15 protein-coding genes are annotated in these 22,245 nt (G+C 63.9%); 12 read left to right on the top strand and 3 right to left on the bottom strand.

The annotated features are described in order from the left end of the window. Nucleotides 1–409 precede the first annotated feature (409 nt). Nucleotides 410–685, bottom strand: a complete 276-nt coding sequence (locus BBA01S_RS02035) for an oxidative damage protection protein (protein ID WP_027814981.1) — start codon at nucleotides 683–685, stop codon at nucleotides 410–412. A gap of 42 nt (nucleotides 686–727) precedes the next feature. Next, nucleotides 728–2,131: an amino-acid N-acetyltransferase gene (gene argA, locus BBA01S_RS02030; RefSeq protein ID WP_027814980.1), complete on the bottom strand. Its 1,404-nt coding sequence runs from the start codon at nucleotides 2,129–2,131 to the stop codon at nucleotides 728–730. Between the two features lie 23 nt (nucleotides 2,132–2,154). Here argA and hrpA point away from each other — a divergent pair, with 23 nt between their 5' ends. From hrpA to BBA01S_RS02005, 5 genes are all read left to right on the top strand, one after another. Then, nucleotides 2,155–6,807, top strand: a complete 4,653-nt coding sequence (gene hrpA / locus BBA01S_RS02025) for an ATP-dependent RNA helicase HrpA (protein WP_027814979.1) — start codon at nucleotides 2,155–2,157, stop codon at nucleotides 6,805–6,807. Between the two features lie 214 nt (nucleotides 6,808–7,021). After that, nucleotides 7,022–8,008, top strand: a complete 987-nt coding sequence (locus BBA01S_RS02020; protein ID WP_027814978.1) for a YVTN family beta-propeller repeat protein — start codon at nucleotides 7,022–7,024, stop codon at nucleotides 8,006–8,008. Between the two features lie 33 nt (nucleotides 8,009–8,041). Continuing rightward, a complete protein-coding gene (locus BBA01S_RS02015; protein ID WP_042295609.1) occupies nucleotides 8,042–9,070 on the top strand; it encodes a sterol desaturase family protein in 1,029 nt (342 codons plus the stop codon). 185 nt (nucleotides 9,071–9,255) lie between these two features. Then, entirely contained in the window at nucleotides 9,256–10,089 is an 834-nt protein-coding gene (locus BBA01S_RS02010) for an EI24 domain-containing protein (protein ID WP_027814976.1), read from the top strand. A 68-nt stretch (nucleotides 10,090–10,157) separates the two neighbouring features. Next, entirely contained in the window at nucleotides 10,158–10,970 is an 813-nt protein-coding gene (locus BBA01S_RS02005; RefSeq protein ID WP_027814975.1) for a competence/damage-inducible protein A, read from the top strand. Between the two features lie 111 nt (nucleotides 10,971–11,081). On the opposite strand, the gene BBA01S_RS02000 is transcribed toward BBA01S_RS02005, so the two are convergent. Continuing rightward, nucleotides 11,082–11,546 carry a rhodanese-like domain-containing protein gene (locus BBA01S_RS02000; protein ID WP_027814974.1) on the bottom strand — a complete coding sequence of 155 codons (465 nt, stop codon included), beginning with the start codon at nucleotides 11,544–11,546 and terminating at the stop codon, nucleotides 11,082–11,084. 634 nt (nucleotides 11,547–12,180) lie between these two features. On the opposite strand from BBA01S_RS02000, the gene glnA reads away from it, so the two are divergent. The 7 genes from glnA (at nucleotide 12,181) to BBA01S_RS01965 (ending at nucleotide 22,166) form a co-directional block, all read left to right on the top strand. Continuing rightward, a complete protein-coding gene (gene glnA, locus BBA01S_RS01995) occupies nucleotides 12,181–13,596 on the top strand; it encodes a type I glutamate--ammonia ligase (RefSeq protein WP_027814973.1) in 1,416 nt (471 codons plus the stop codon). A gap of 211 nt (nucleotides 13,597–13,807) precedes the next feature. Then, nucleotides 13,808–14,950, top strand: coding sequence for a nitrogen regulation protein NR(II) (glnL, locus tag BBA01S_RS01990; protein ID WP_027814972.1), 1,143 nt, complete (start codon nucleotides 13,808–13,810; stop codon nucleotides 14,948–14,950). Nucleotides 14,951–15,043: 93 nt separating this feature from the next. Beyond that, entirely contained in the window at nucleotides 15,044–16,624 is a 1,581-nt protein-coding gene (gene ntrC / locus BBA01S_RS01985) for a nitrogen regulation protein NR(I) (RefSeq protein ID WP_027814971.1), read from the top strand. 125 nt (nucleotides 16,625–16,749) lie between these two features. Then, on the top strand, nucleotides 16,750–18,831 hold the full coding sequence (locus BBA01S_RS01980) for a prolyl oligopeptidase family serine peptidase (RefSeq protein ID WP_027814970.1): 2,082 nt from the start codon (nucleotides 16,750–16,752) through the stop codon (nucleotides 18,829–18,831). Between the two features lie 434 nt (nucleotides 18,832–19,265). After that, on the top strand, nucleotides 19,266–19,973 hold the full coding sequence (locus BBA01S_RS01975; protein ID WP_027814969.1) for an ABC transporter ATP-binding protein: 708 nt from the start codon (nucleotides 19,266–19,268) through the stop codon (nucleotides 19,971–19,973). Further along, nucleotides 19,973–21,352: an ABC transporter permease gene (locus tag BBA01S_RS01970; RefSeq protein WP_027814968.1), complete on the top strand. Its 1,380-nt coding sequence runs from the start codon at nucleotides 19,973–19,975 to the stop codon at nucleotides 21,350–21,352. Before BBA01S_RS01975 ends, BBA01S_RS01970 begins: the two co-directional genes overlap by 1 nt. 34 nt (nucleotides 21,353–21,386) lie before the next feature. Further along, entirely contained in the window at nucleotides 21,387–22,166 is a 780-nt protein-coding gene (locus BBA01S_RS01965; protein ID WP_027814967.1) for an outer membrane lipoprotein-sorting protein, read from the top strand. Nucleotides 22,167–22,245 lie beyond the last annotated feature (79 nt).

Here is a 22,245-nt window from a genome sequence, read left to right as displayed (position 1 = left end):
CATGTGACGCTGGACCAGCACGAGGGTGCCCGGTGAAGCGTCGCTGAAACGAAAAAGAATGTCCGTGTGGCGGATCGTTCTTTTTGTATGAAAACACTCAGGTTGAAGGCGGTTTTGGGTGCCGGCCTGAATGCAATTGATGGCTAATGCCTGTTGAAAGAAGCGACATGATAGCACGATAACTGAAGATCGTGCAAACCGGGGCATCCTCGGGGTTCCGGTGGGCCCCCGCCAGGCCTTACGGGGCAAGGGATAGCGGCGATTCGGGCGAACCCTGGGACGGGGCGTGAAAACGCATGGAGCGCATAAAAAAACCGCGCTCGGGGGCGCGGTTTTTGCAGTGCTTTAGCAGTATCGCGGGCCGCGATTCTGTCAGGGGACAGATCGTGTCGCGCGCGCTGCGCGGGGCTTAGCCCTGGGTCGGCGGCACGTAGCCCGAGGCCTGATCGGCGCCGTCGCCGAAGAAGTACTTTTCGGTCTGCTTCATCAGGTATTGGCGCGCACGCGGGTCGGCCATGTTCAGGCGGTTCTCGTTGATGAGCATGGTCTGCTGCTTGAGCCAGCCTTGCCACGCTTCCTTCGAGACGCTTTCATAGATGCGCTTGCCGAGTTCGCCCGGCAGCGGCGGGAAATCGAGACCTTCGGCTTCCTTGCCGAGCTTCGCGCATTGGATCATACGGGACATGCTGTGCTTCTCCTAAGTCGTATGTGTGGGTTGCGGCGCTGCTCAGAGCTGTTTCATCAGCACGAGCGATTTGCGCTGCCAGTTATAGAGGCGGCGGCGGTCTTCGGGCAGGTCGTCGACCGTGGCCTTGACGAAGCCGCGCTTGAGGAACCAGTGTTCAGTGCGCGTGGTGAGCACGAAAATGCGCGTGAGGCCACGCGCGCGGGCGCGCTGCTCGATACGGCGCAACAGGCGCTCGCCGTCGCCGGAGCCTTGCGCTTCGGGCGAAACGGTCAGGCAGGCCATTTCGCCGATGCGTTCCTGCGAGTACGCGTAGAGCGCCGCGCAGCCGAACAGCACGCCATCGTGCTCGATCACCGAGAAATGGTCGATGTCGCGCTCGATCTGGTGACGACCACGGCGCACCAGCGTACCGTCGGTTTCGAGCGGCTCGATCAACGTCAGGATGCCGCCGACGTCGTCGGGCGTTGCTTCACGCAGGCTTTCCAGGTTCTCGTACGAGATCATGGTGCCCACGCCGTCGTGCAGGAACAGTTCGAGCAGCAGGCCGCCGTCGAGCACGTAAGGAATGATGTGCGCACGGCCTACGCCGCCACGGCACGCGCGAATCGAATGCTTCAGGTAGAAACCGGCGTCGCCCAGCACCGTGCCGCTTTCCTGCAGCTTGTAGGCGTCGTCGAGCGACATTTCGCGGATCAGCTCGCCTTCCTCGCCGATCAGACCCTGCGTTTCCGTGAGGAACACGATCTTGTCGGCGCGCAGTGCAATAGCCGCCGCCGACGCCACGTCTTCCATCGACAGATTGAAGGCTTCGCCCGTGGGCGAGAAACCCAGCGGCGAGAGCAGCACGAGCTTGCGGCTCGCGAGCGAATGGCGGATCGAATCGGCGTCGATCTTGCGCACGACGCCCGTGTGCTGGAAATCCACGCCGTCGAGAATGCCGACCGGGCGCGCCGTCACGAAGTTGCCGGACACGACGCTGATGTGCGCGTGCGCCATCGGCGTGTTCGGCAGGCCCTGGCTGATCGCGGCTTCGATGTCGAGACGCACTTCGCCGGCGGCTTCTTTCGCCGATTCGAGCGCACGGGCATTGGTGATGCGCATGCCGTGCGAGAACTCGGATTCGACGCCATGCAGGCTCATCTGTTCTTCGACCTGCGGGCGCGAACCATGCACCAGCACGATCTGGATGCCCATGGCCTGCAACAGCGCGATGTCGGCGACGAGCGCGTTGAGCAGGTTCTGGTGCACCACCTCGCCGCCGAAACCGACGACGAAGGTCTTGCCCTGAAATGCGTGGATGTAGGGCGCGACCGATCGCATCCAGTCGACGAATTGCGCGTGCTGCGCGGCCTGCTGGGCAGCTAGCTCAGAAGCGGATTCCGCGGCGGCGGCGGAAGCCGGCGCATTCGCGGTGGCGGGGACGAGGTCGGTTTGGGAATTCATGCCCGGGATTATAATGCGCCCCCATGTCGAATGTACCCAAAAGACCTGCCTCGGCGCAGGGCAGCAACACCTCCGCCGGGAAAGACGCGGCGCACGGCGGCGCGCAGGAAAAGCGCGCGTCGCAAAAGTATGGCGACGGGCAGAATCTCGCGTCGACGGATCGCCTGGCCGCGCTGATGAAAGGCGGTGCGCTCGGCGGCGCGCGCGTGCAGGACAAGCGCGCCGCCACGCCGGCGCAGGCCACGCAGACGCCGGCGCATCAGCAGCCGCACCAGCAGCCGGAAAAGGCTGCTCAGCCGCAGCAGGCGCAGCGGCCGCAAACGCCGAAAACCGAAGCGCGCGTCGACGCGCGCGCTGAAGCGAAGCCCGCGCCGCAAGCGCAGGTTCGTCACGAATCGCGCGACGAGCCGCGTGTAAGCGAAGTGCAAAAAGCGCCGCAACAGCGCCAGAAGACGCAGGACGCAGTCGTCCAGCAAGGCGCGCAGCAGCAACCGGCGCGCAGTGCGCAACCGCGTGTGCAGCCGCCGCGGCAGGCACAGCAACAGCCGCAACAGCAGCAACCCAGACAAGCGCGATCGAATCCGCCGCGCCCTGCGAAGCCGCAACCGGATCGACCGCCGCGCGTGGAAAAGTCCGCGGCTCAGGCGAGCGGCGACCAGCCGCAACGCGCACCGCGCCAGGAGCGCGAACCCCGCGAATCTCGCGAACCTCGCGAACCTCGCGCCCCGCGTGCGCCCCGCGCACCGGTCACGCCCAACCCGATTCCGCCGATCACCTTTCCCGAGGCGCTGCCGGTTTCCGGCCGCCGCGAGGAAATCGCGCGTGCGATTGCGAACAACCAGGTCGTGATCGTCAGCGGCGAAACCGGCTCGGGCAAGACCACGCAGTTGCCGAAGATCGCGCTCTCGCTCGGGCGCGGCCTCGGTGCGGGCGGCAGCGGGCTGATCGGCCATACGCAGCCGCGCCGGATCGCGGCCTCGGCGACCGGGCGACGCATTGCCGAAGAACTCGGCACGCCGTTTGGCGAAGTGGTCGGCTACAAGGTGCGCTTTACCGACAATCTGTCGCCTGGCGCGTCGGTCAAGCTGATGACGGACGGCATTCTGCTTGCGGAGACGCAGACCGATCCGCTGCTCAAGGCCTACGACACGATCATCATCGACGAGGCGCACGAGCGCAGTCTCAACATCGACTTCCTGCTCGGCTACCTGAAAGAGATCCTGCCGCGCCGGCCCGATCTGAAGCTGATCGTCACGTCCGCGACCATCGACGCCGACCGTTTCGCGCGCCACTTCGGCAGCGACGAAAAGCCGGCTCCCGTGATCGAGGTGAGCGGGCGTCTCTATCCGGTCGAGGTGCGCTATCGCCCCGTGCAGGAAGACAGCCCGGCGGTGAAAAACGCGCAGGGCAATGCCCCGACGAAAAAATCGCAACGGGACACAGACCGCGACCTGATGGACGCGATCGTCGATGCGGTCGACGAACTCTGCCGCGAAGGCTCGGGCGACGTGCTGGTGTTCCTGCCTGGCGAGCGCGAGATCCGCGACGCCGCCGAGGCGCTGCGCAAGCACCATCCGCCGCACACGGAAATCCTGCCGCTGTTCGCGCGCCTGTCCGCGCAGGAGCAGGAGCGCGTGTTCAAGTCGTCGAACGCGCGCCGCATCGTGCTCGCGACCAACGTGGCCGAAACCTCGCTTACGGTGCCGGGCATCCGCTACGTGGTGGACACGGGCCTTGCGCGCGTGAAGCGCTATTCGTATCGCAACAAGGTCGAGCAGCTCCAGATCGAGTCGATCTCGCAGGCCGCCGCGAACCAGCGCGCGGGCCGTTGCGGCCGGGTCGCCGATGGCGTGTGCATTCGCCTCTACGAAGAGTCCGATTTCATCGCGCGAGCGCGTTTTTCCGATCCGGAAATTCTGCGCTCGTCGCTGGCGGCCGTGATTTTGCGGATGAAGTCGCTGCATCTCACGGCGATCGAAACGTTCCCGTTCATCGAGCCGCCGCCGGGCCGCGCCATCGCGGACGGCTATCAGCTGCTCAACGAACTGGGCGCCGTCGATGACGACAACGCGCTCACGACGCTTGGCCGCGAACTCTCGCGCCTGCCGCTCGATCCGCGCGTGGGCCGCATGATTCTCGCCGCGCGCGACGAGCAGTCGCTGCGGGAAGTGCTCGTCATCGCGAGCGCGTTGTCGGTGCAGGATCCGCGCGACCGGCCGATCGAGGCGCAGGAGCAGGCCGATCAGGCGCATCGCCGTTTCGCCGACGAACGCTCCGAGTTCCTCCAGTGGCTCAAGATCTGGACGTGGTTCGAGGACGCGGTCGCGCACAAGAAGTCGAACAAGCAACTGGTCGATTCGTGCCGTGCGAATTTCCTCTCGCATCTGCGCCTGCGCGAATGGCGCGACGTGCATTCGCAATTGCTGACGGTGGTGCGCGAGCACGGCTGGCGCATCAACGAATCCGATGCGACGTACGAGCAGATTCATCACGCGCTGCTGACCGGTCTGCTCGGCAATATCGGCCTGAAAGCCGATGACGAGCCGCATTTCCTCGGCGCGCGCAGCATCAAGTTCCATTTGTGGCCGGGTTCGGCGCTCGTGAAGAAAGCGGGGCGCTGGGTCGTGGCCGCCGAACTCGTCGAGACGAGCCGCCTCTACGCGCGCTGCATCGCGAAGATCGAGCCGGAGTGGCTCGAAAAAGTGGGCGCGCATCTGCTGAAGAAGTCGCTTTCCGAGCCGCATTGGGAAAAGCGCGCGGCGCAGGTGAGCGCGTTCGAGCGCGGCGTGCTGTATGGCTTGCCGGTCTATCAGCGCCGTCGCGTGGCGTTCGGCAAGCAGGATCCGGCGCGTGCGCGCGAGCTGTTCATTCGCGGCGCGCTGGTTGAAGGCGAATTCGACACGAAGCTGCCGTTCTTCGCGCACAACCGCAAGCTGCTTGCCGATATCGAGCAACTGGAGCACAAGTCGCGCCGCCAGGACGTGCTGGTCGACGACGAGCTGATCTTCGGCTTCTACGATCAGGCGATTCCCGACGGCATCTATTCGGGCGCGTCGTTCGAGCGCTGGTATCGCGACGAGGTGAAAAAGAGCGGCGAGTCCGAGGACAAGCTGCGCCTGCTGTATCTCTCGCGCGACGACCTGATGCGTCACGAAGCGGCGGGCGTGACGACCGAGCTGTTCCCCAAGCGCATGACGATGTCGGGCGTGGCGATGGCGCTGACCTACCACTTCGAGCCGGGTTCGCCGCGTGACGGCGTGACGCTCGCGGTGCCGCTCTACGCGCTCAACCAGGTCGATGCGCGGCGCTGCGAATGGCTCGTGCCGGGCATGCTCAAAGAGAAGGCGCAACTGCTGCTGAAGTCGCTGCCGCAGAAGCTGCGCCGTCATTGCGTGCCGCTGCCCGAATACGCGGCGGGTTTCGCCGATCGCGTGGGCGGCGAGCGCTTCGGCGCAGGCGGCCTGGTCGAAGGCCTGATCGCCGATGTGCGCGAGCAGAAGCAGCTGCAGTTGAAGACTTCCGACTTCAAGCTGGAAACGCTGGCCGCGCACCTGTTCATGAATTTCAAGGTGATCGACGAGCACGGGCGCCAGCTCGCGATGGGTCGCAATCTCGCGCAGTTGCGCGCAGAACTGGGCCCGCAGGCGCAGCAGGAGTTCCAGAAGCTCGCGAGCGCGACCGCGCTGGCGGCGCTCGAAACGCGGCAGGGCGAGAGCGCCGATGCGGCATCGGCTTCAGCGGACAATGCGAAGCCCGCGCAGAACGCGCCGAAAAAGGCCAACGCGCCGCACACGCCCGCGACCGGCGACGCACCCGCGACCGCGCTTTACGAGAACCTCACGACCTGGAATTTCGGCAAGCTGCCCGAGCTGCTGGAAATCCGCCGCGGCGGACAGACGCTGTTTGGCTATCCGGCGCTGGTCGATCGCGGCTCGCATTGCGATGTCGAGGTGTTCGATTCGCCGGAAGAAGCCGCGCGCATTCATCGCGCGGGCTTGCGGCGTCTGTTCGCGCTGCAGTTGCGCGAGCCGATCCGCTATCTGGAGAAAAACCTGCCGGGTCTGCGCGAAATGGCGATGCAGTTCATGGCGCGCGCCACGCAGGAAGAATTGCGCGACCAGCTGGTCGAACTGACGCTCGACCGCGCCTGCCTGCAGGATCCGCTGCCCGACGACGATGCGAGCTTCCACGCGCGCAAGGACGAAGGGCGCGGACGGCTTTCGTTGCTCGCGCAGGAGATCGCGCGCCTCGTCGGCCAGATTCTGGCGGAATATGCGTCGCTGGCGAAAAAGCTGGTGCAGGCGAAGGCCTTCGGCGCGCCCGCTGCGGATATGCAGGCGCAGGTCGACGCGCTCATCAGCAAGCGTTTCGTCCTGGACACGCCGTATGCACAGCTGGTGCATTTCCCGCGTTACCTCAAGGGCGTAGCGCTGCGCATCGACAAACTGCGCGCCGATCCGTCCCGCGACGCGCGCCAGGCCGCCGAATTCCAGCCGCTCGCGCAGCAGTATCAGCGTGCGCTTTCGCAACGCGGCGGCGTGTTCGACGCGCGCCTGAGTGAATTCCGCTGGCTGCTCGAAGAGTTGCGCATTTCGCTGTTTGCGCAGGAACTGCGCACGCCGATGCCGGTGTCGGTCAAACGCCTCCATAAGGTCTGGGAGTCGATGCAGCGTTGATGCTGGCCTCGTGACGCATGAGGCGCCCGCATTGCGGGCCATAACATTTGTTCGAAAAAGGGGCGCGCGTTGCGCCCCTTCCACATTTCAGTGGCCCTACGTCAACCTTGCGAAGCGGCAAGCGTTCTACAATCACAGATCTGCCAGGGAACGACTTTTCATGCGTACAAACGAATTCCGCCGTACCGCCGCAAGCTTTGCGAAGAAGGCCGCGATGTTTGCGTGTTCCGCGCTGATCGGCGCCGCGCTCACCACGGTGATGCCAGGCATCGCGCACGCGAACAACATCATCGTGCTCAACTCGGGCGAGGCCACGCTGAGCCTCATCGACGACAAGACGCATGAACTCGTCGGCACCGTGCCCACGGGCAAGGAGCCGCATCACCTCTTTCCGACGCCGGACAACAGCTCGCTGATCGTCGCGAACTCCGTGTCGAACAACCTGCTGTTCGTCGACCCTAAAACCGGCAAGCCGCAGCGCTGGATCGAAAACATCGAAGACCCGTATCAGCTCGGCTTTTCGCCGGACAACAAGTGGTTCGTGACCACGGGCCTGCGTCTCGACCGGCTGGATATCTACCACTACGGCGGCGCGGGCAATTTCACGGTCGCCAAACGCCTGCCGCTGTCGGCCATGCCCAGCCACCTCGCGTTCACGAAGGACAACAACATCGTGTTCGTCTCGCTGCAGGTATCGGGCGAGATCGCGGCGGTCGACCTGCCCACGCAGAAAGTGCTCTGGAAGATGAAGGTTGGCCCGGCGCCGGCGGGGCTGTGGATGACGCCTGGCGAAAAGTACCTGCTCGTCGGCATGACGGGCGCGGATTACGTCGCCGTGGTGGACTGGCGCAACCAGAAGATCGTCAAGACGATCCAGGTGGGCAAGGCCGCGCATAACTTCCGCTCGATGGTGGACGGCCGCCACGTGCTGGTGTCGAGCCGCGTGTCGAACGTCATCAGCATCATCGACGAGGAGTCGCTGGAGAAAGTCGGCGAGATCAATGGCCTGATGCCCGGGCCCGACGACATGGAACTCTCCGCCGACAAGCGCTGGCTGTGGGTGACGTTCCGCTTCGCCAAGCATATCGGCCTCATCGACATGCAGACGAAGAAGCTCGTCAAGACGATTCCGGTGGGCCGCTCGCCGCACGGCATCTACTTCTACGACCGCGCGCCGGTCATGTCGCCCAACGGCGCATAACCGTCGCCTAAGCACCACGGAGCGTCGCCGTCCATGTTCGCCTTGCTCGGTTCCTGCGCACATTGGCTGGTGGCCGGCGTCGACGATTTCGTTTCGTGGCTCCAGACGCTCCTCTACGTCAACGTCCTGCAACCGGCTCTTTTCGACGCGGGTTTCATGGACGTCGACGAAGACACTTTCGACGCGCTCTACTGGGTGATCGTCGGCGTGCTGGAAATGGTGGCGATGTACGCGCTGCTGCGCCCGCTTGAAGCCCTCATGCCCGCCGAGCGCTGGGGCGACCGCAAGGGGGTGGGCGTGGACGCCGTCTACACGTGGATCACGCGCCTCGGCATCCTCAATCTGTTCTTTTTCTTCGCCATGCAGCCCGCGTTTGACCGCGCGCAAAGCTGGCTGCGCCTGCACGGCGTCATGAGCGTCGATTTCGACAATCTCTGGCCCGGCGTCACCACCATTCCGATCGTGGCGTTCGCGATCTATCTGGTCGTGCTGGACTTCTTCGGCTACTGGTATCACCGGCTTTCGCACCGCTATAGCCTCTGGTGGGAACTGCATGCGGTTCACCATAGCCAGCGCAAGATGTCGTTCTGGTGCGATAACCGCAACCACCTGCTCGATGTGCTGATGCAGTCGTGCATGTTCGCGGGCATTGCGCTCGTGATCGGCGTGCCGCCCGCGCAGTATGTCGTGCTGGTCGCGCTGACGAATTTCGTGCAGAACGTGCAGCACGCCAATATCCGCGTGCACTTCGGCTGGCTGGGCGAGCGGCTGCTGGTGAGCCCGCGCTTTCATCGGCGTCATCACGCGATCGGCTATGGCCACGAGGGCACGGCTTACGGCTGCAACTTCGGCGTGCTGTTTCCGTGGTGGGACATGCTGTTTGGCAGCGCGTCGTTCAACGAGCACATCGAGCCTACCGGCATTCGCGACCAGCTCGAAGGCGCGCGCTATGGCGAGGGCTTCTGGGCCCAGCAAGGGCTGGCGTTCTCGCGTATCGCGCAGCGGCTGGCGGCGCGCCGCCGGGGCAGGGCGGCTGCTCGCGATGGCGGCCGCGCCGCTTGAGTCCGCCTGGCTTCGGCCCTGTTCGCCTGAGCGCGTTCCTGGGTCTTTCCTGACTTTCTCCGACTTTTCCCGTTCATGCCGGCGAGGCGCGCCGTGGTTTATGCTGTCGCTTTGTCGCACTGAACCCGCACTGGACACTCCGGTTTCGTGATCCGTTTCCGTCTTTCCGCCTTTTTTCCGCTCGCATGAACGATCTGTTGCGCTCGTTTGGACGCGCGCTCGCCAGCGCGTTTCATCCCTCGATGCTGTTCCTCACCTTCGTGCCGTTTTTTGTTTCGGCGGCCGTGTGGGGCGGTCTCCTCTATGCCTTCTGGCAACCGCTGATCGACGGCGTGCGCGGCACGCTCGATGCATGGCCCGCCACCGGCTATCTCTATCACGCGTTCGACTGGGTCGGCTTCGGCTCGCTGCGCAGCATGATCGGGCCGTTCGTCGTCATCATCCTGACGATTCCGCTCATCGTCATCACGGTCTTGCTGCTGATCGTCGCGATCTCGATGCCGCGCGTGATCCGTCATCTGACGACGCGCCAGTTCGCCACGCTCGAAGAACGCCGCGGCGGAAGCTGGTACGGCAGCGTCCTGCATTCGCTGTGGACGACGCTGCTGTGCCTCGTGCTGCTGATCGTCACCTTGCCGCTCTGGTTCATTCCACCGTTCTGCGTGCTCGTGCCGCCGCTGCTGTGGGGCTGGCTGACCTATCGTGTCATGACCTACGACGCGCTCGCGCTGCATGCGAGCAGCGAAGAGCGCCGCGAACTCGTGCGCCGCAACCGCCTGCCGCTGCTCGCCATCGGGGTGGCAAGCGGCCTGCTCGGCTCGCTGCCGACGGCGATCTGGGTGGCGTCCGCATGGATGCTGCTGTTTTTCCCGGTGATCGCCGCGCTGACGATCTGGATTTACGCATTCATCCTCGTATTCACGGCGCTCTGGTTCGGCCATTACTGCCTGCGGGCGCTTCAGCGCCTGCGCACGGAGGAGGCGCACCGTCTGGGGCATGAAGTGACCATCGTGCACTGACGTCCGTCGCGCCGCGCGCCCGGAATCCACGCAACATTTCCAAGAACATTCATACGACGAGGCAACACATGGCATTTGGCGTCATCATCATCGGCGACGAAATCCTCTCGGGCCGTCGCACCGACAAGCATCTGCCGAAGGTCATCGAGCTGCTCGGCGCGCGCGGTCTCGCGCTCGACTGGGCCGAATACGTCGGCGACGATCCCGCGCGCATCACGGCGACGCTCAAGCGCTCGTTTGCCTCGGGCGACATCGTGTTTTCGACGGGCGGCATCGGCGCGACGCCGGACGACCATACGCGCCAGTGCGCGGCGGCCGCGCTGGGCGTGCCGCTCGCGCTGCATCCGGACGCAGAAACCGCGATCCACGAGCGTATTCGCGACATGCACACGGGCAGCGATCCGATCGATTACGCCTCGCCCGAGAACCTGCATCGGCTGCAAATGGGCACCTTCCCGCAGGGCTGCGAGATCATCCCGAACGGCTACAACAAGATTCCGGGTTTCTCGATCCAGAATCACTATTTCGTGCCGGGCTTCCCGGTGATGGCGTGGCCGATGATCGAATGGGTGCTCGATACGAAGTACGCGCATCTGCATCACCAGACGCCGCATGCGGAAAAGTCGCTGCTGGTGTTCGAGCTGCCCGAATCGACGCTCACGCCGCTGATGGAAAAGATCGAGCACGACTTCCCCGGTGTGCGCGTGTTCAGCCTGCCGAGCGTGGGCGACAGCGAGCGTGGCGGCATCTATGCGCGCCGTCATATCGATCTGGGCGTGAAGGGTGAGCCGGAAGCGGTGGCGGCGGCCTTCGTGAAGCTGCGCGAAGGCGTGCACCTGTTGGGCGGCGATGTGGTGGAGCCGCCGGAAGCGGCAGCCTGAGCGACCACGCCATCATCGGCGTGTCATATGGGGCGCTCAAAGTGGCCCGTCAGATTTGTGCTGACGGGCTTTTTTTATGGCGATGCGAACGCAGCGCGAATGGAGTGTGGCTTACGCGCCCAGCCACGGCAGGCCGCGGAAGCACCAGCCGCTGACGGTCTTGCGATGGCCTTCGCTGTTCTTGTCGCCTTCGAAGCCTTCGAGCAGGTCGTAGGCCTGCGTGAAACCGGCCTTGGCCGCTTCGATGGCCGCGAGCTTCGAGCGCGCGGCGCTGCGGCACAGGAACAGGATGGGTGCGTCGGCGTCGGCCACGCTCTTGAGCTGCGAGATGAACTCGGCGTTGGGCACGCCGCCCGGGTAGCGCGTCCACTCGACGTGGGCGTACTGGCCGTCGCCGACCACGGGACGGCCGACCCAGTCCAGCTCGGCGCGCGTGCGCACATCGACGAGCTTCACGCGCGTATCGAGTTGCAGGAGCTCGAACGCCTCGGCGGGCGAGACCGCGCCCGCGTAGGGGAGCTGGTTCTCGGCGCGACGCGTGTCGGCCTGGGCGTACAACTGTTCGAGCGTACTCATGACGGCGGATCTCCTTGGGTTGTCCTGGGTTGGCCTGGTTTGGCGTCGAGCGTGCGTAGCGCGCCTTCGTGCACCGCACAGGCCGAAAGGATTATTCTAGCGCGCTGGATCAGTGCGGGCGGCTTGGGGCCGTGGCGGGGCGATGAGCGCGGACAGGCGTCGCACAAGGCGTCAAAAGCACGAATCAGCGCCCCTCAATGCCTCTGCGCGTCGTGCTGCGGCAAATTTGCGCCGCATTGGTGCGTCTAGTGTTTTATGCACCATAATGGAGTGCGTTTCGCGCGCCAAATTCGTGATTGCACGGAAATGGTGCCTGGCGGCGGCCCGAGATGCGGGCAAACGCGCGAGTGAGGGGCGGACAATACCCGCGTGTTCCCGGAAGTTGGCCCCTCGTTGGCTCGTGGTTGCCCCATGGTGGCTCTTGGGGACGCACCCGTAAATAATTTGCGCCAGGCTGGCGCAAACATGGCACGGAAGCTGCTTTATAAGTCGCGATCGTTTCGCAACCGGCCTGTCCGAAGTTGACCGAGGCTGACCAAAGGTCATTGAAGGCAAGCCACAGCGGCAACCGGTGAGATCAGAAGATTGGGAAGGCGGCAGCGTTCGCCGAAATCGTTAATCAGGAGAATAGGTTATGAGTAAATCCGTGGCCGACGTCATGCAACTCGTCAAGGACGAAGACGTCAAGTTTGTCGACTTCCGTTTCACCGATACGCGCGGCAAGGAGCAGCACGTTTCGGTTCCGCTGTCGGCATTCGACGAAGACAAGTTCGAGTCGGGTCATGCATTTGACGGTTCGTCGATCGCCGGCTGGAAGGGCATCGAAGCCTCGGACATGCTGCTCGTCCCGGACGCGAACACGGCGTTCATCGACCCGTTCTACGAAGAGCCGACCCTCGTGCTGACCTGCGATGTGGTCGAGCCGGCTGACGGCAAGGGCTATGAACGCGATCCGCGCTCGCTGGCGAAGCGCGCTGAAGCGTACCTGAAGAGCACGGGCCTGGGCGACACGGCTTTCTTCGGCCCGGAACCCGAATTCTTCATTTTCGACTCGGTTCAGTGGAACACGGACATGTCGGGCACGTTCGTCAAGATCGGTTCGGACGAAGCACCGTGGTCGTCGTCGCGTGAAATGGAAGGCGGCAACCCGGGTCACCGTCCGGGCGTGAAGGGCGGCTACTTCCCGGTTGCACCGGTCGACCAGTTCCAGGACATCCGTTCGGAAATGTGTCTGCTGCTCGAACAGATCGGCATTCCGGTCGAAGTGCACCACCACGAAGTCGCTGGCCAGGGCCAGAACGAAATCGGCACGAAGTTCTCGACGCTGGTTCAGCGCGCGGACTGGACGCAGCAGATGAAGTACATCATCCAGAACGTGGCGCACACGTACGGCAAGACGGCAACGTTCATGCCGAAGCCGATCGTTGGCGACAACGGTTCGGGCATGCACGTTCACCAGTCGATCTGGAAGGACGGCCAGAACCTGTTCGCAGGCAACGGCTACGCAGGCCTGTCGGAATTCGCGCTGTTCTACATCGGCGGCATCATCAAGCACGCTCGCGCGCTGAACGCCATCACGAACCCGTCGACGAACTCGTACAAGCGTCTGGTTCCGCACTTCGAAGCACCGGTCAAGCTGGCTTACTCGGCACGCAACCGTTCGGCATCGATCCGCATTCCGCACGTCTCGAACCCGAAGGGCCGCCGTATCGAAACGCGCTTCCCGGATCCGATGGCCAACCCGTACCTGTGCTTCTCGGCACTGATGATGGCAGGTCTGGACGGCGTGCAGAACAAGATCCATCCGGGCGAAGCCGCCGACAAGAACCTGTACGACCTGCCGCCGGAAGAGGATGCAAAGATCCCGACCGTGTGCGCCGGCCTCGACCAGGCTCTGGAAGCACTCGACAAGGATCGCGAATTCCTGACGCGCGGTGGCGTGTTCACGGATTCGATGATCGATGCCTACCTCGCACTGAAGGAAGGCGAACTGCAACGCGTGCGTATGACGACGCACCCGATCGAGTTCGAACTGTACTACTCGCTGTAATCGACGATGGCGTTTCGCTCGCCTGTGCGTAGCGAAACGTCTGTCCGACGTCGGCGATCGGTCACGAAGGGACGGCGGCGCCGTCCCTTTTTTGTTGGCGTCACCTTGCGCTTCACAGTGATGCCGCAGTGGCCTTCATCGACGTCGTAGTGCCAACCATCATCGACATGGACTGCCAGCCGGCGTGCCATCTGGCCGCAGGCGCCGAAACATGGTGCTCAAGAATCTGATCAAGGCAAGAAAGGGTCACGCAGATCCGCTCTCGGACGATGCGCCGCTCGCCGACTCGGGCCTCTTGCCCGGCTTCGAGGCGCTGCCCACGGTCGTGCTCGTGCTCGACAAGCGCACCTTGCGCGTGGCCTTCGCGAATCCCTCGGCCGAAGCGATGCTCGACCTGTCGCGTCGCCAGCTCGCGCAGATGGCGTGGTCTGATCTGTTCTCCAATGCCGACGAACTGCTGGAGACGATCGCATCGATCGCCGCGCATCGTTTTCATGCGACGCGTCTGGATGCGACGCTTGAGCGTCCCGGTCGCGAATCGTTGCACGTGCATGCGATCGTCGGCTTCCTGGAGAGCGCACCCGATTACGTGCTGCTCGAACTCTTCGAGAACGAGCGGCATCTCAAGAGCGATCGCGAGGAGCGCATTCACGACCTCGCGACCGTCAACAAGCATTTGATCCGCAACCTCGCGCACGAGATCAAGAACCCGCTCGGCGGCATTCGCGGCGCGGCCCAGTTGCTCGAATTCGAGCTCGGCACGCTTGAGCGCGGCGAACTGCGCGAATACACGCAGGTCGTCATCAAGGAGTCGGATCGCCTGCAGACGCTGGTCGACCGGCTGCTGGAGCCGCACCGTCACCCGCATATCGTGGGCGACGTGAATATCCACGAGGTCTGCGAGCGCGTGCGCGCCGTGATCCTCGCGGAATTCCCGCGCGGCCTCACGATCGAGCGCGACTACGACGTGAGCGTGCCCGACCTGCGCGGCGACAAGGAGCAATTGATTCAAGCGCTCCTGAACATCGTGCGCAACGCGGCGCAGGCGCTGCGCGAACGCATTTCGCAGGGCGATGCGCGCATCGAATTGCGCACGCGCATCGCGCGCAAGATCACGATTTCAAAACGCCTGTGCAAGCTGGCATTGGACTTGCATATCATCGACAACGGCCCCGGCATTCCCGAGGACATCCGTGACCGCATCTTCTATCCGCTCGTTTCGGGACGCGAGGATGGCAGCGGTCTCGGCCTCACGCTCGCGCAGACTTTCGTGCAGCAACACGATGGCCTGATCGAAGTGGAAAGCCGGCCAGGACATACCGAGTTTCAGATCCTGCTGCCGCTCGATTCCTGAGCGGGTTTAACCGGCAAGAGCCGTTTGAAAATTAGCTGAACCTGTTTCCCGATCTACCGCTACCGCACGCCACCAGGACTTCTGACCGACCTTATGAAGCCGATCTGGATAGTTGACGACGACCAATCGATTCGCTGGGTGCTTGAAAAAGCACTCGCCCGCGAAAATTTCGCGACCCGCAGCTTTTCGAACGTGCGCGACGCCGCAGCCGCGCTCGACCACGACAGCCCGCAGGTGCTCGTCTCCGACATTCGCATGCCGGGCGGCTCGGGGCTAGAGCTGCTGCAAACCGTGCGCGAACGCCTGCCCGGACTGCCCGTCATCATCATGACGGCGTTCTCGGATCTCGATAGCGCGGTGGCCGCGTTCCAGGGCGGTGCATTCGAGTACCTCGCCAAGCCCTTCGACGTGGACAAGGCGGTCGAGCTGATCCGCCGCGCCGTGGACGAAAGCATGCGCGGCGAGCAGCACTGGGACGACCGTCCCGCCGAAGCACCCGAGATGCTGGGCCAGGCGCCCGCGATGCAGGACATGTTCCGCGCCATCGGCCGTCTCTCGCATTCGGCGGCGACCGTGCTCATCACCGGCGAGTCGGGCACCGGAAAGGAGCTTGTCGCGCGCGCCTTGCACCGACATAGCCCACGCGCGAACGGCCCGTTCATCGCGCTGAACACCGCGGCGATCCCCAAGGATCTTCTGGAATCCGAACTGTTCGGTCATGAGCGCGGTGCGTTCACGGGCGCACAGGCGATGCGCCAGGGCCGCTTCGAGCAGGCCGAGAACGGCACACTGTTCCTCGACGAAATCGGCGACATGCCGTTCGACCTGCAGACGCGCCTGTTGCGCGTGCTCTCGGACGGGCAGTTCTATCGCGTGGGCGGCCACAATCCGTTGCGCGCCAATGTGCGCGTGATCGCGGCCACGCACCAGAACCTGGAAACGCGTGTGCGTCAGGGCCTGTTCCGCGAGGACTTGTATCACCGGCTCAACGTGATCCGCTTGCGTCTGCCCGCGCTGCGCGAACGTAGCGAGGATATCCCGCTGCTCACGCGTCACTTCCTGCAAAAGAGCGCACGCGAGCTGGGCGTCGAGCCCAAGCGCGTGTCCGACGAGGCACTCGCGTATATGTCGTCGTTGCAGTTCCAGGGCAACGTGCGCCAACTGGAGAACCTCGCCAACTGGCTCACGGTGATGGCGCCGGCGCAGACCATCGAGATCAAGGACTTGCCGCCCGATCTGGTGCCTGCGCATGTTGCGGCGACGGACGGCGCGCACATCATGGCGGGCGATGCGGCGACGGCTGGTGCCGTGGCGGCCAACGGCATGCTCGCGGGCGCGGCTGGCGGTCTGGCGACGGGCGCGGGCAGTGCGCTGGGCAGCTTGCCGGGTGCAGCCGGGGCCGTCGGCGGCGCGCTGCCTGGCGGCTTTCCTGCCGTCAACGGCGTGGCTTCGTCGCCGGTGAGCGTGTGGGAAAGCGGCCTGCGTACCGAAGTCGCGCGTCTGCTGCGCGAAAATAGCGCCGATGTCATGGACGAACTCTCGCGCCGTTTCGAAGCCGCCGTGATTCGTGAAGCGCTGGATTTCACCCGCGGACGCAAGGTCGAGGCCGCCGAGCGCCTGGGCATTGGCCGCAACACGATTACGCGCAAGATCCAGGAACTCAACCTGGAGTAAGTGGAGTAAGCGCGCTGGACGCAGCGGTTCCTGTGATCGCTGCGTCCACTGCACATAAGCGGCAATGCGCAGACCTTCGCGCATGCTGGGGCATAATCGACGCTGTTTTCCTGTCGATAACCACTATGCCCGTGACTTCTCCTTGGCCCGCCGAGGCCGATCCCTTCCTGTCCCTCGAAGAGCTCGACGATCCCGCCGCGATGGCGTGGGTCGAGCAGCAGAACGCGCGCACGCGTGCCGCGTGGCAGGGCGGCGCGCGTTTCGAGGCGCTGGAGAAGCGCCTTGCGCAGGCCTATTTGCCGCGTGAGCGGCCCGTGATTCCCACTCGCTGGCAGGAGTGGGCCTACGACCTCTGGGAGGACGAAGACAATCCCAAGGGTCTCTGGCGCCGCGCGAAATGGGCCGACTGGCGGGCGCATCGCCCGCAGTGGGACAGCCTGATCGATTTCGACGCGCTCGGCGAAGAGGAGGGCGTGCCCTGGGTGTGTGCGGGCATCGATATCCTTTATCCCGATGGCGACCGCGCGCTGATCCAGCTCTCCGATGGCGGCGCCGACGCTGTGATCGTGCGCGAGTTCGATCTCGACCGGCGCGTGTTCGTCGACGGCGGCTTTGCCATCGAGAAAGAAGGCAAGCACACGATTTCGTGGATCGACCGCGATACCGTGTACGTGGGCTGGGATCACGGCAAGAAGACGCTTACGCGTTCGGGCTATCCGCGCGAGGTGCGCCGCTGGAGCCGTGGTACGCGTCTCGCCGACGCCGCTGTGGTGTTTCGCGGCGAATTCGACGATATCAGCGTGGAAGGCGACTACGATCCTATCGAGCAGCGTCACGACGTGGTGCGCAGCGTCGACTTCTTCGATTCATATTCATATCGTCTCGATGCCCAGGGGCAGTGGCAGCTCTACGACGTGCCGTCGCATGTGGCCGTGGGCGCGTGGCATGGCTGGCTGCTGCTCGAACCGCGCCTCGACTGGACGCTGGGCACGCATACGTATGCAGGCGGCTCGCTGCTCGCGATTCGGGAAGACGCGTTCGTTGCGGGCGGTCGCGATGTGACGGCGCTTTTCACGCCCACGCCGGTGACGTCCGCCTGTGACTGGACTTATACGAAGAACGTCTTGATCGTGTCGTGGCTCGACGACGTGCAAAGCCGCACGAAGCTCTGGCAACCGGTCGAGGCGCAGGGTACGTGGACATGGCAATCGCGCCTGTTCCCGGGACGCGCCAGTTCGCAGGTGGAGGTGTCGCCGATCGAGGACACGCTCAACGACGAAGTCTTTGTCGATGTCGACGATTACCTGTTGCCGCCCGAGTACTGGCTCGCGGATCTCGCGAAAGAGGATCTGCAGACGTGGGAACTGCTCGATCGCTGGCCGACGCAGTTCGACGCCGCGCCGCTCACCGTGATCCGCTCGCATGCGCGCTCGGCCGATGGCACGCAGGTGCCGTTCACGGTGATCGGCCCGCGCGATGCGCTGGAAGGCGGCGCGCGCAAGCCGCTGCCGTGCCTGCTGGAGGGGTATGGCGGCTTTGCAATTTCGCTCACGCCGCAATATCTGGTGGGCTCGGGGATCGGCTGGCTGGAACAGGGCGGCATTATCGCCATCGCCCACATTCGCGGCGGCGGCGAATACGGTTCGTCCTGGCATACGCAGGCGCAGTGCGAGAACCGGCAGCGCTCGTTCGACGACTTCATCGCGGTCGCGCAGCAACTGGTCGCCGATGGCTTCACGAGCGCGCCGCAACTGGGCATTCGCGGCGGCAGCAACGGCGGGCTGCTGGTCGCCGCGTGCATGGTGCAACGTCCCGAACTGTTCGGCGCGGTGATCTGCGAGGTGCCGTTGCTCGATATGCAGCGTTATCCGCTGCTGCATGCGGGCGCGTCGTGGATCGACGAATACGGCGATCCTGAGGATGCCGAAGAAGCACAGGCGCTGGCTGCGTACTCGCCGTATCAACGCGTGAAAGCGGGCGTAGCGTATCCCGATGTACTTTTCACGACCTCGACGAGCGACGATCGCGTGCATCCCGCACATGCACGCAAGATGGTCGCGCGCATGCAGCAGCAGGGGCATGCGAACGTCTGGTATCTGGAGAATACCGATGGCGGCCACGGGCCGGGCAGCGATGCGCTGGAACGTGCGCAATACGATGCGCTGGTGTTCCGCTTCCTGTGGACCACGCTCGCGCAAGCGTGGTGATGTAGCGGTACAAGCGGCCGGCGCTCAGACAATGCGCCGTGCCGCTGTTTCACGCGGGTCTTTTCCTTCGGACTCGCGGTCTGATGCCTGCTCAGGCCGTCTGGACGATATCTGAATATCTTCTCCAAATCTCCCGTAAATAATCTGTATTCCGAATTATTTAAATCGAGTCTCAGGGCACGTTCCTGCTTTGCCTTTGACTTGCCCCTTAATAGGAATTTTCTTATTCATCGGCCCGTTATGGGGGCGATACACTCGCCTTGTTGCCGGAAGCTATAACGAAGCAGGTCGCAGAAACGATCACGGGGATTGACGTTTCGATTGGGTGACCCTATCAGGGCAACGCAGTGTGTCCGTTACGGGCTATCTAAAGCGGTGAATAGCGGTCAGTACGTTCAACAAGAACGTTCGCCACTATCAATAAGACATACTAAATGACCAGCAAAGGCATTCTGATCGAACGGGTCAGCAAGTTCTATCGTCTCGACAACGTCCAGATAGCGGGTCTTGTCGAGGTCAACCTGCAAATTGCCGCGAACCGCATGACGGTACTCAGCGGCCCATCCGGGAGCGGCAAGACCACCTTGTTGAACCTGATCGGCTGTATCGATCAGCCCGACAGCGGCCGCATCGTGATCTCAGGTGAAGATACCGCGCGTCTGTCCGATGACGCGCGATCCGACTTTCGCGCACGCCGTATCGGCTACGTGTTCCAGACCTTCAATCTATTGCCGGTTCTCTCCGCACTTGAAAATGTGGAGTATCCGCTGGCGATGGTTGGCGTGCCGCGCGACATGCGCCGCCGCCGAGCCATGGATCTCCTCGAACAAGTGGGTATTGCCGACCAGGCCCGTCATCGGCCAGGGCAGCTTTCTGGCGGTCAACGCCAGCGTGTCGCGATTGCGCGTGCGCTGGCGGCGCGCCCGGCATGGGTGCTGGCCGACGAGCCGAGCGCGAGTCTCGACAGCCAGACGGGTGCGCAGATCATCGCGTTGATGCGGCGCCTTCAGCGCGAGCAGGACGTCTCGTTCATCGTCTCTTCGCATGATCCGATCGTTCTGGATGCGGCGGACGATATCGTGCGCATTCGCGACGGCCGCGTCGTCGATCACGTGAGTCTTGCGCAGCAGGGGGCGGCATGATTGCCACTCTCCTGTTGGCGTTGCGCAACCTTCAGCGCAATCGGCGCCGCTCGATCGCCACGCTGCTCGCCATGATCGTCGGGGTCTGCGCCATCCTGCTGTTCGGTGGCTTCACGACAGACATCACGCTCGGCTTGCAGTCCGATATCGTGCGCAACAGCGGTCATCTACAGATCCAGCGTCGTGGTTATTACCTGTTTGGCAGCGGCAACTCGCGTGCTTACGGCATACGCGATTACACGCGCATCGTGCAAGCGCTGCAAGGCGATCCAGCACTGCGTAGCGAGGTCACCGTCATCACGCCCACGCTGGAACTCGGTGGCGTGGCGGGAAATTTCGACGCGGGCGTGACGCGCACGGTCGTTGTGGAGGGGGCCATTGCCACGGATCAGGCGCGCATGCAGCAGTGGGACGACTATGGCCTGGGGGCACCCGCCGCTTCGTCGCCGCTCGCAGGCACCCAGCCCGATGCGGCCGTAGCCGGTTTTGGCCTTGCGCGCGTGCTGAAGCTTTGCGAGCCGCTGCATCTGACCGGCTGCGCGTCGGATGACGTGATCGCCGATCACCCTGCCGGCGCCTCTGCTTCTACGGCACCCTCTGAGCTGCTCGCGCTGGTGGCGGCCGAGGCGCCCGCGCGCCCGGCAGCGCCCCAGGCGCGCATCGACGTACTCGCTGCGGCGGCGCAGGGCGCACCCAATGTGGGTAGTTTCGATGTCGTCGGTGTGGCTCAGCAGGGCGTCAAGGAATTCGACGACATCTACCTTGCCGTGCATCTGCCACGCGCGCAGCGACTCGTCTACGGCGGGGGCGAACCGCGCGTGACGGCGATCGAAGTGCAGCTTCGACACACGGCACAACTTCCCATGGCGCGCGAGCGCATCCGCCAGATCCTGGCCGCGAGCTTCGGCGACCAGCCGCTCGACGTGCAGGACTTCGAAACACTCAATCCGTCCTATGGGCAGACCAACAGCATGTTCTCGGTCATCTTCGGGTTCATGTTCGCGCTGGTGAGCTCAATCGTCCTGTTCGTGGTCGGCAACACCATGAGCACGGCGGTGGTCGAGCGCACGGTCGAGATCGGCACGTTGCGCGCGATGGGGATGCGGCGACGCGGCATCCAGAAGCTATTCGTCTGCGAAGGCCTGATGCTTGGCGTTCTCGTCGCCGTTGGTATCGCCGCGGTGGTCAATCACAGCGGGCTCACGTGGACCCCGCCTGCGCGGGTCGACTCCGTGCCGCTCTCCGTGCGCGTCTGGGGGGAATGGCGACAGATTGGCCTGGTTTTCGGTTGCCTGTCGCTTGTCGCGGCGCTGTCGGCATGGTGGCCTTCGCACAGGGCAGCGCGTCTGTCGGTCGTCGATGCGTTGCGTCATGTGTGAAGCGAGTTCGACACGTTTTGTACTGGAGATGGCCATGCGGCTGCGTTGGTTTAATTCGATCTGTTTTTTCCTGGTGTACGCAACTACGACACCGGCTTTTTCCGCGACAGATGGCCAGCAGCTTCTGGCGGCAAGCGACGTCATTCGCGTACCGGGCCAATCATTCTTGCTCAATGCCGCGCTGACCGAGTACCGGGCGGGCAAAGAGATCGACAGCAACGCGCTGACGATCTATACGAAACCCGATAGCGGTGGCGGCACATTTCGCACACTGGTGCGCTTCATCGCGCCAGCGCGCGATGTCGGCAAGCTGATGCTCAAAAGCGGTGACGACCTCTGGTTTTACGACCCCGCCAATCAGGCAAGCTTGCGCATTTCGCCCGACCAGCGTCTGCTTGGTCAGGAGTCCAATGGAGATGTCGTGACCGCGAATTTTTCACACGACTACGCCGCGACGCTCGTGGGCGAAGAAGACGTGATGGACGGTGATCGTCAGACGCGACACTGCTACCGGTTGTCGCTCGCGGGCAAGACCCCGAATCTGATTTATCGCCGCATCGACATGTGGCTCGACGCGAGCAATGCGCGTCCCGTTAAAGCGCGTTTCTATGCGGACGGCGATCGATTGCTGAAAACGGCCTTCTATCGCCGTTATCAGCAGGAACTCGGCGCCATGCGTCCGACCGAGGTCGTGATCATTGACGGCCTCGATTCGGGCTGGGTCACGGTCATGCGTTTCGATAACTACGCGTGGCGAGATATCCCCGATGCCTGGATGCAGCGCGACTATCTCGCGCGGTTTCGGCCGGAATGAGTAAGGGAAGGACAAGGGTACTCGTGTTGGCCGCGCTCATCGGTACGGCATCGCTGGTGTCGCGGGCCGCGTCGGCGGG

This window comes from Paraburkholderia bannensis NBRC 103871, assembly GCF_000685015.1.
GTDB classification, from domain to species: domain Bacteria; phylum Pseudomonadota; class Gammaproteobacteria; order Burkholderiales; family Burkholderiaceae; genus Paraburkholderia; species Paraburkholderia bannensis.
The sequence above is the reverse complement of the archived record's forward strand: the minus strand, read 5'-3'. Positions and strand labels throughout refer to the sequence as shown.

Bases quoted from the DNA above. Each gene is read 5' to 3' on its own strand.
- BBA01S_RS02035 (WP_027814981.1), bottom strand. From the start codon at position 685: ATGTCCCGTATGATCCAATGCGCGAAGCTCGGCAAGGAAGCCGAAGGT.
- argA (WP_027814980.1), bottom strand. From the start codon at position 2,131: ATGAATTCCCAAACCGACCTCGTCCCCGCCACCGCGAATGCGCCGGCT.
- hrpA (WP_027814979.1), top strand. From the start codon at position 2,155: ATGTCGAATGTACCCAAAAGACCTGCCTCGGCGCAGGGCAGCAACACC.
- BBA01S_RS02020 (WP_027814978.1), top strand. From the start codon at position 7,022: ATGTTTGCGTGTTCCGCGCTGATCGGCGCCGCGCTCACCACGGTGATG.
- BBA01S_RS02015 (WP_042295609.1), top strand. From the start codon at position 8,042: ATGTTCGCCTTGCTCGGTTCCTGCGCACATTGGCTGGTGGCCGGCGTC.
- BBA01S_RS02010 (WP_027814976.1), top strand. From the start codon at position 9,256: ATGAACGATCTGTTGCGCTCGTTTGGACGCGCGCTCGCCAGCGCGTTT.
- BBA01S_RS02005 (WP_027814975.1), top strand. From the start codon at position 10,158: ATGGCATTTGGCGTCATCATCATCGGCGACGAAATCCTCTCGGGCCGT.
- BBA01S_RS02000 (WP_027814974.1), bottom strand. From the start codon at position 11,546: ATGAGTACGCTCGAACAGTTGTACGCCCAGGCCGACACGCGTCGCGCC.
- glnA (WP_027814973.1), top strand. From the start codon at position 12,181: ATGAGTAAATCCGTGGCCGACGTCATGCAACTCGTCAAGGACGAAGAC.
- glnL (WP_027814972.1), top strand. From the start codon at position 13,808: ATGGTGCTCAAGAATCTGATCAAGGCAAGAAAGGGTCACGCAGATCCG.
- ntrC (WP_027814971.1), top strand. From the start codon at position 15,044: ATGAAGCCGATCTGGATAGTTGACGACGACCAATCGATTCGCTGGGTG.
- BBA01S_RS01980 (WP_027814970.1), top strand. From the start codon at position 16,750: ATGCCCGTGACTTCTCCTTGGCCCGCCGAGGCCGATCCCTTCCTGTCC.
- BBA01S_RS01975 (WP_027814969.1), top strand. From the start codon at position 19,266: ATGACCAGCAAAGGCATTCTGATCGAACGGGTCAGCAAGTTCTATCGT.
- BBA01S_RS01965 (WP_027814967.1), top strand. From the start codon at position 21,387: ATGCGGCTGCGTTGGTTTAATTCGATCTGTTTTTTCCTGGTGTACGCA.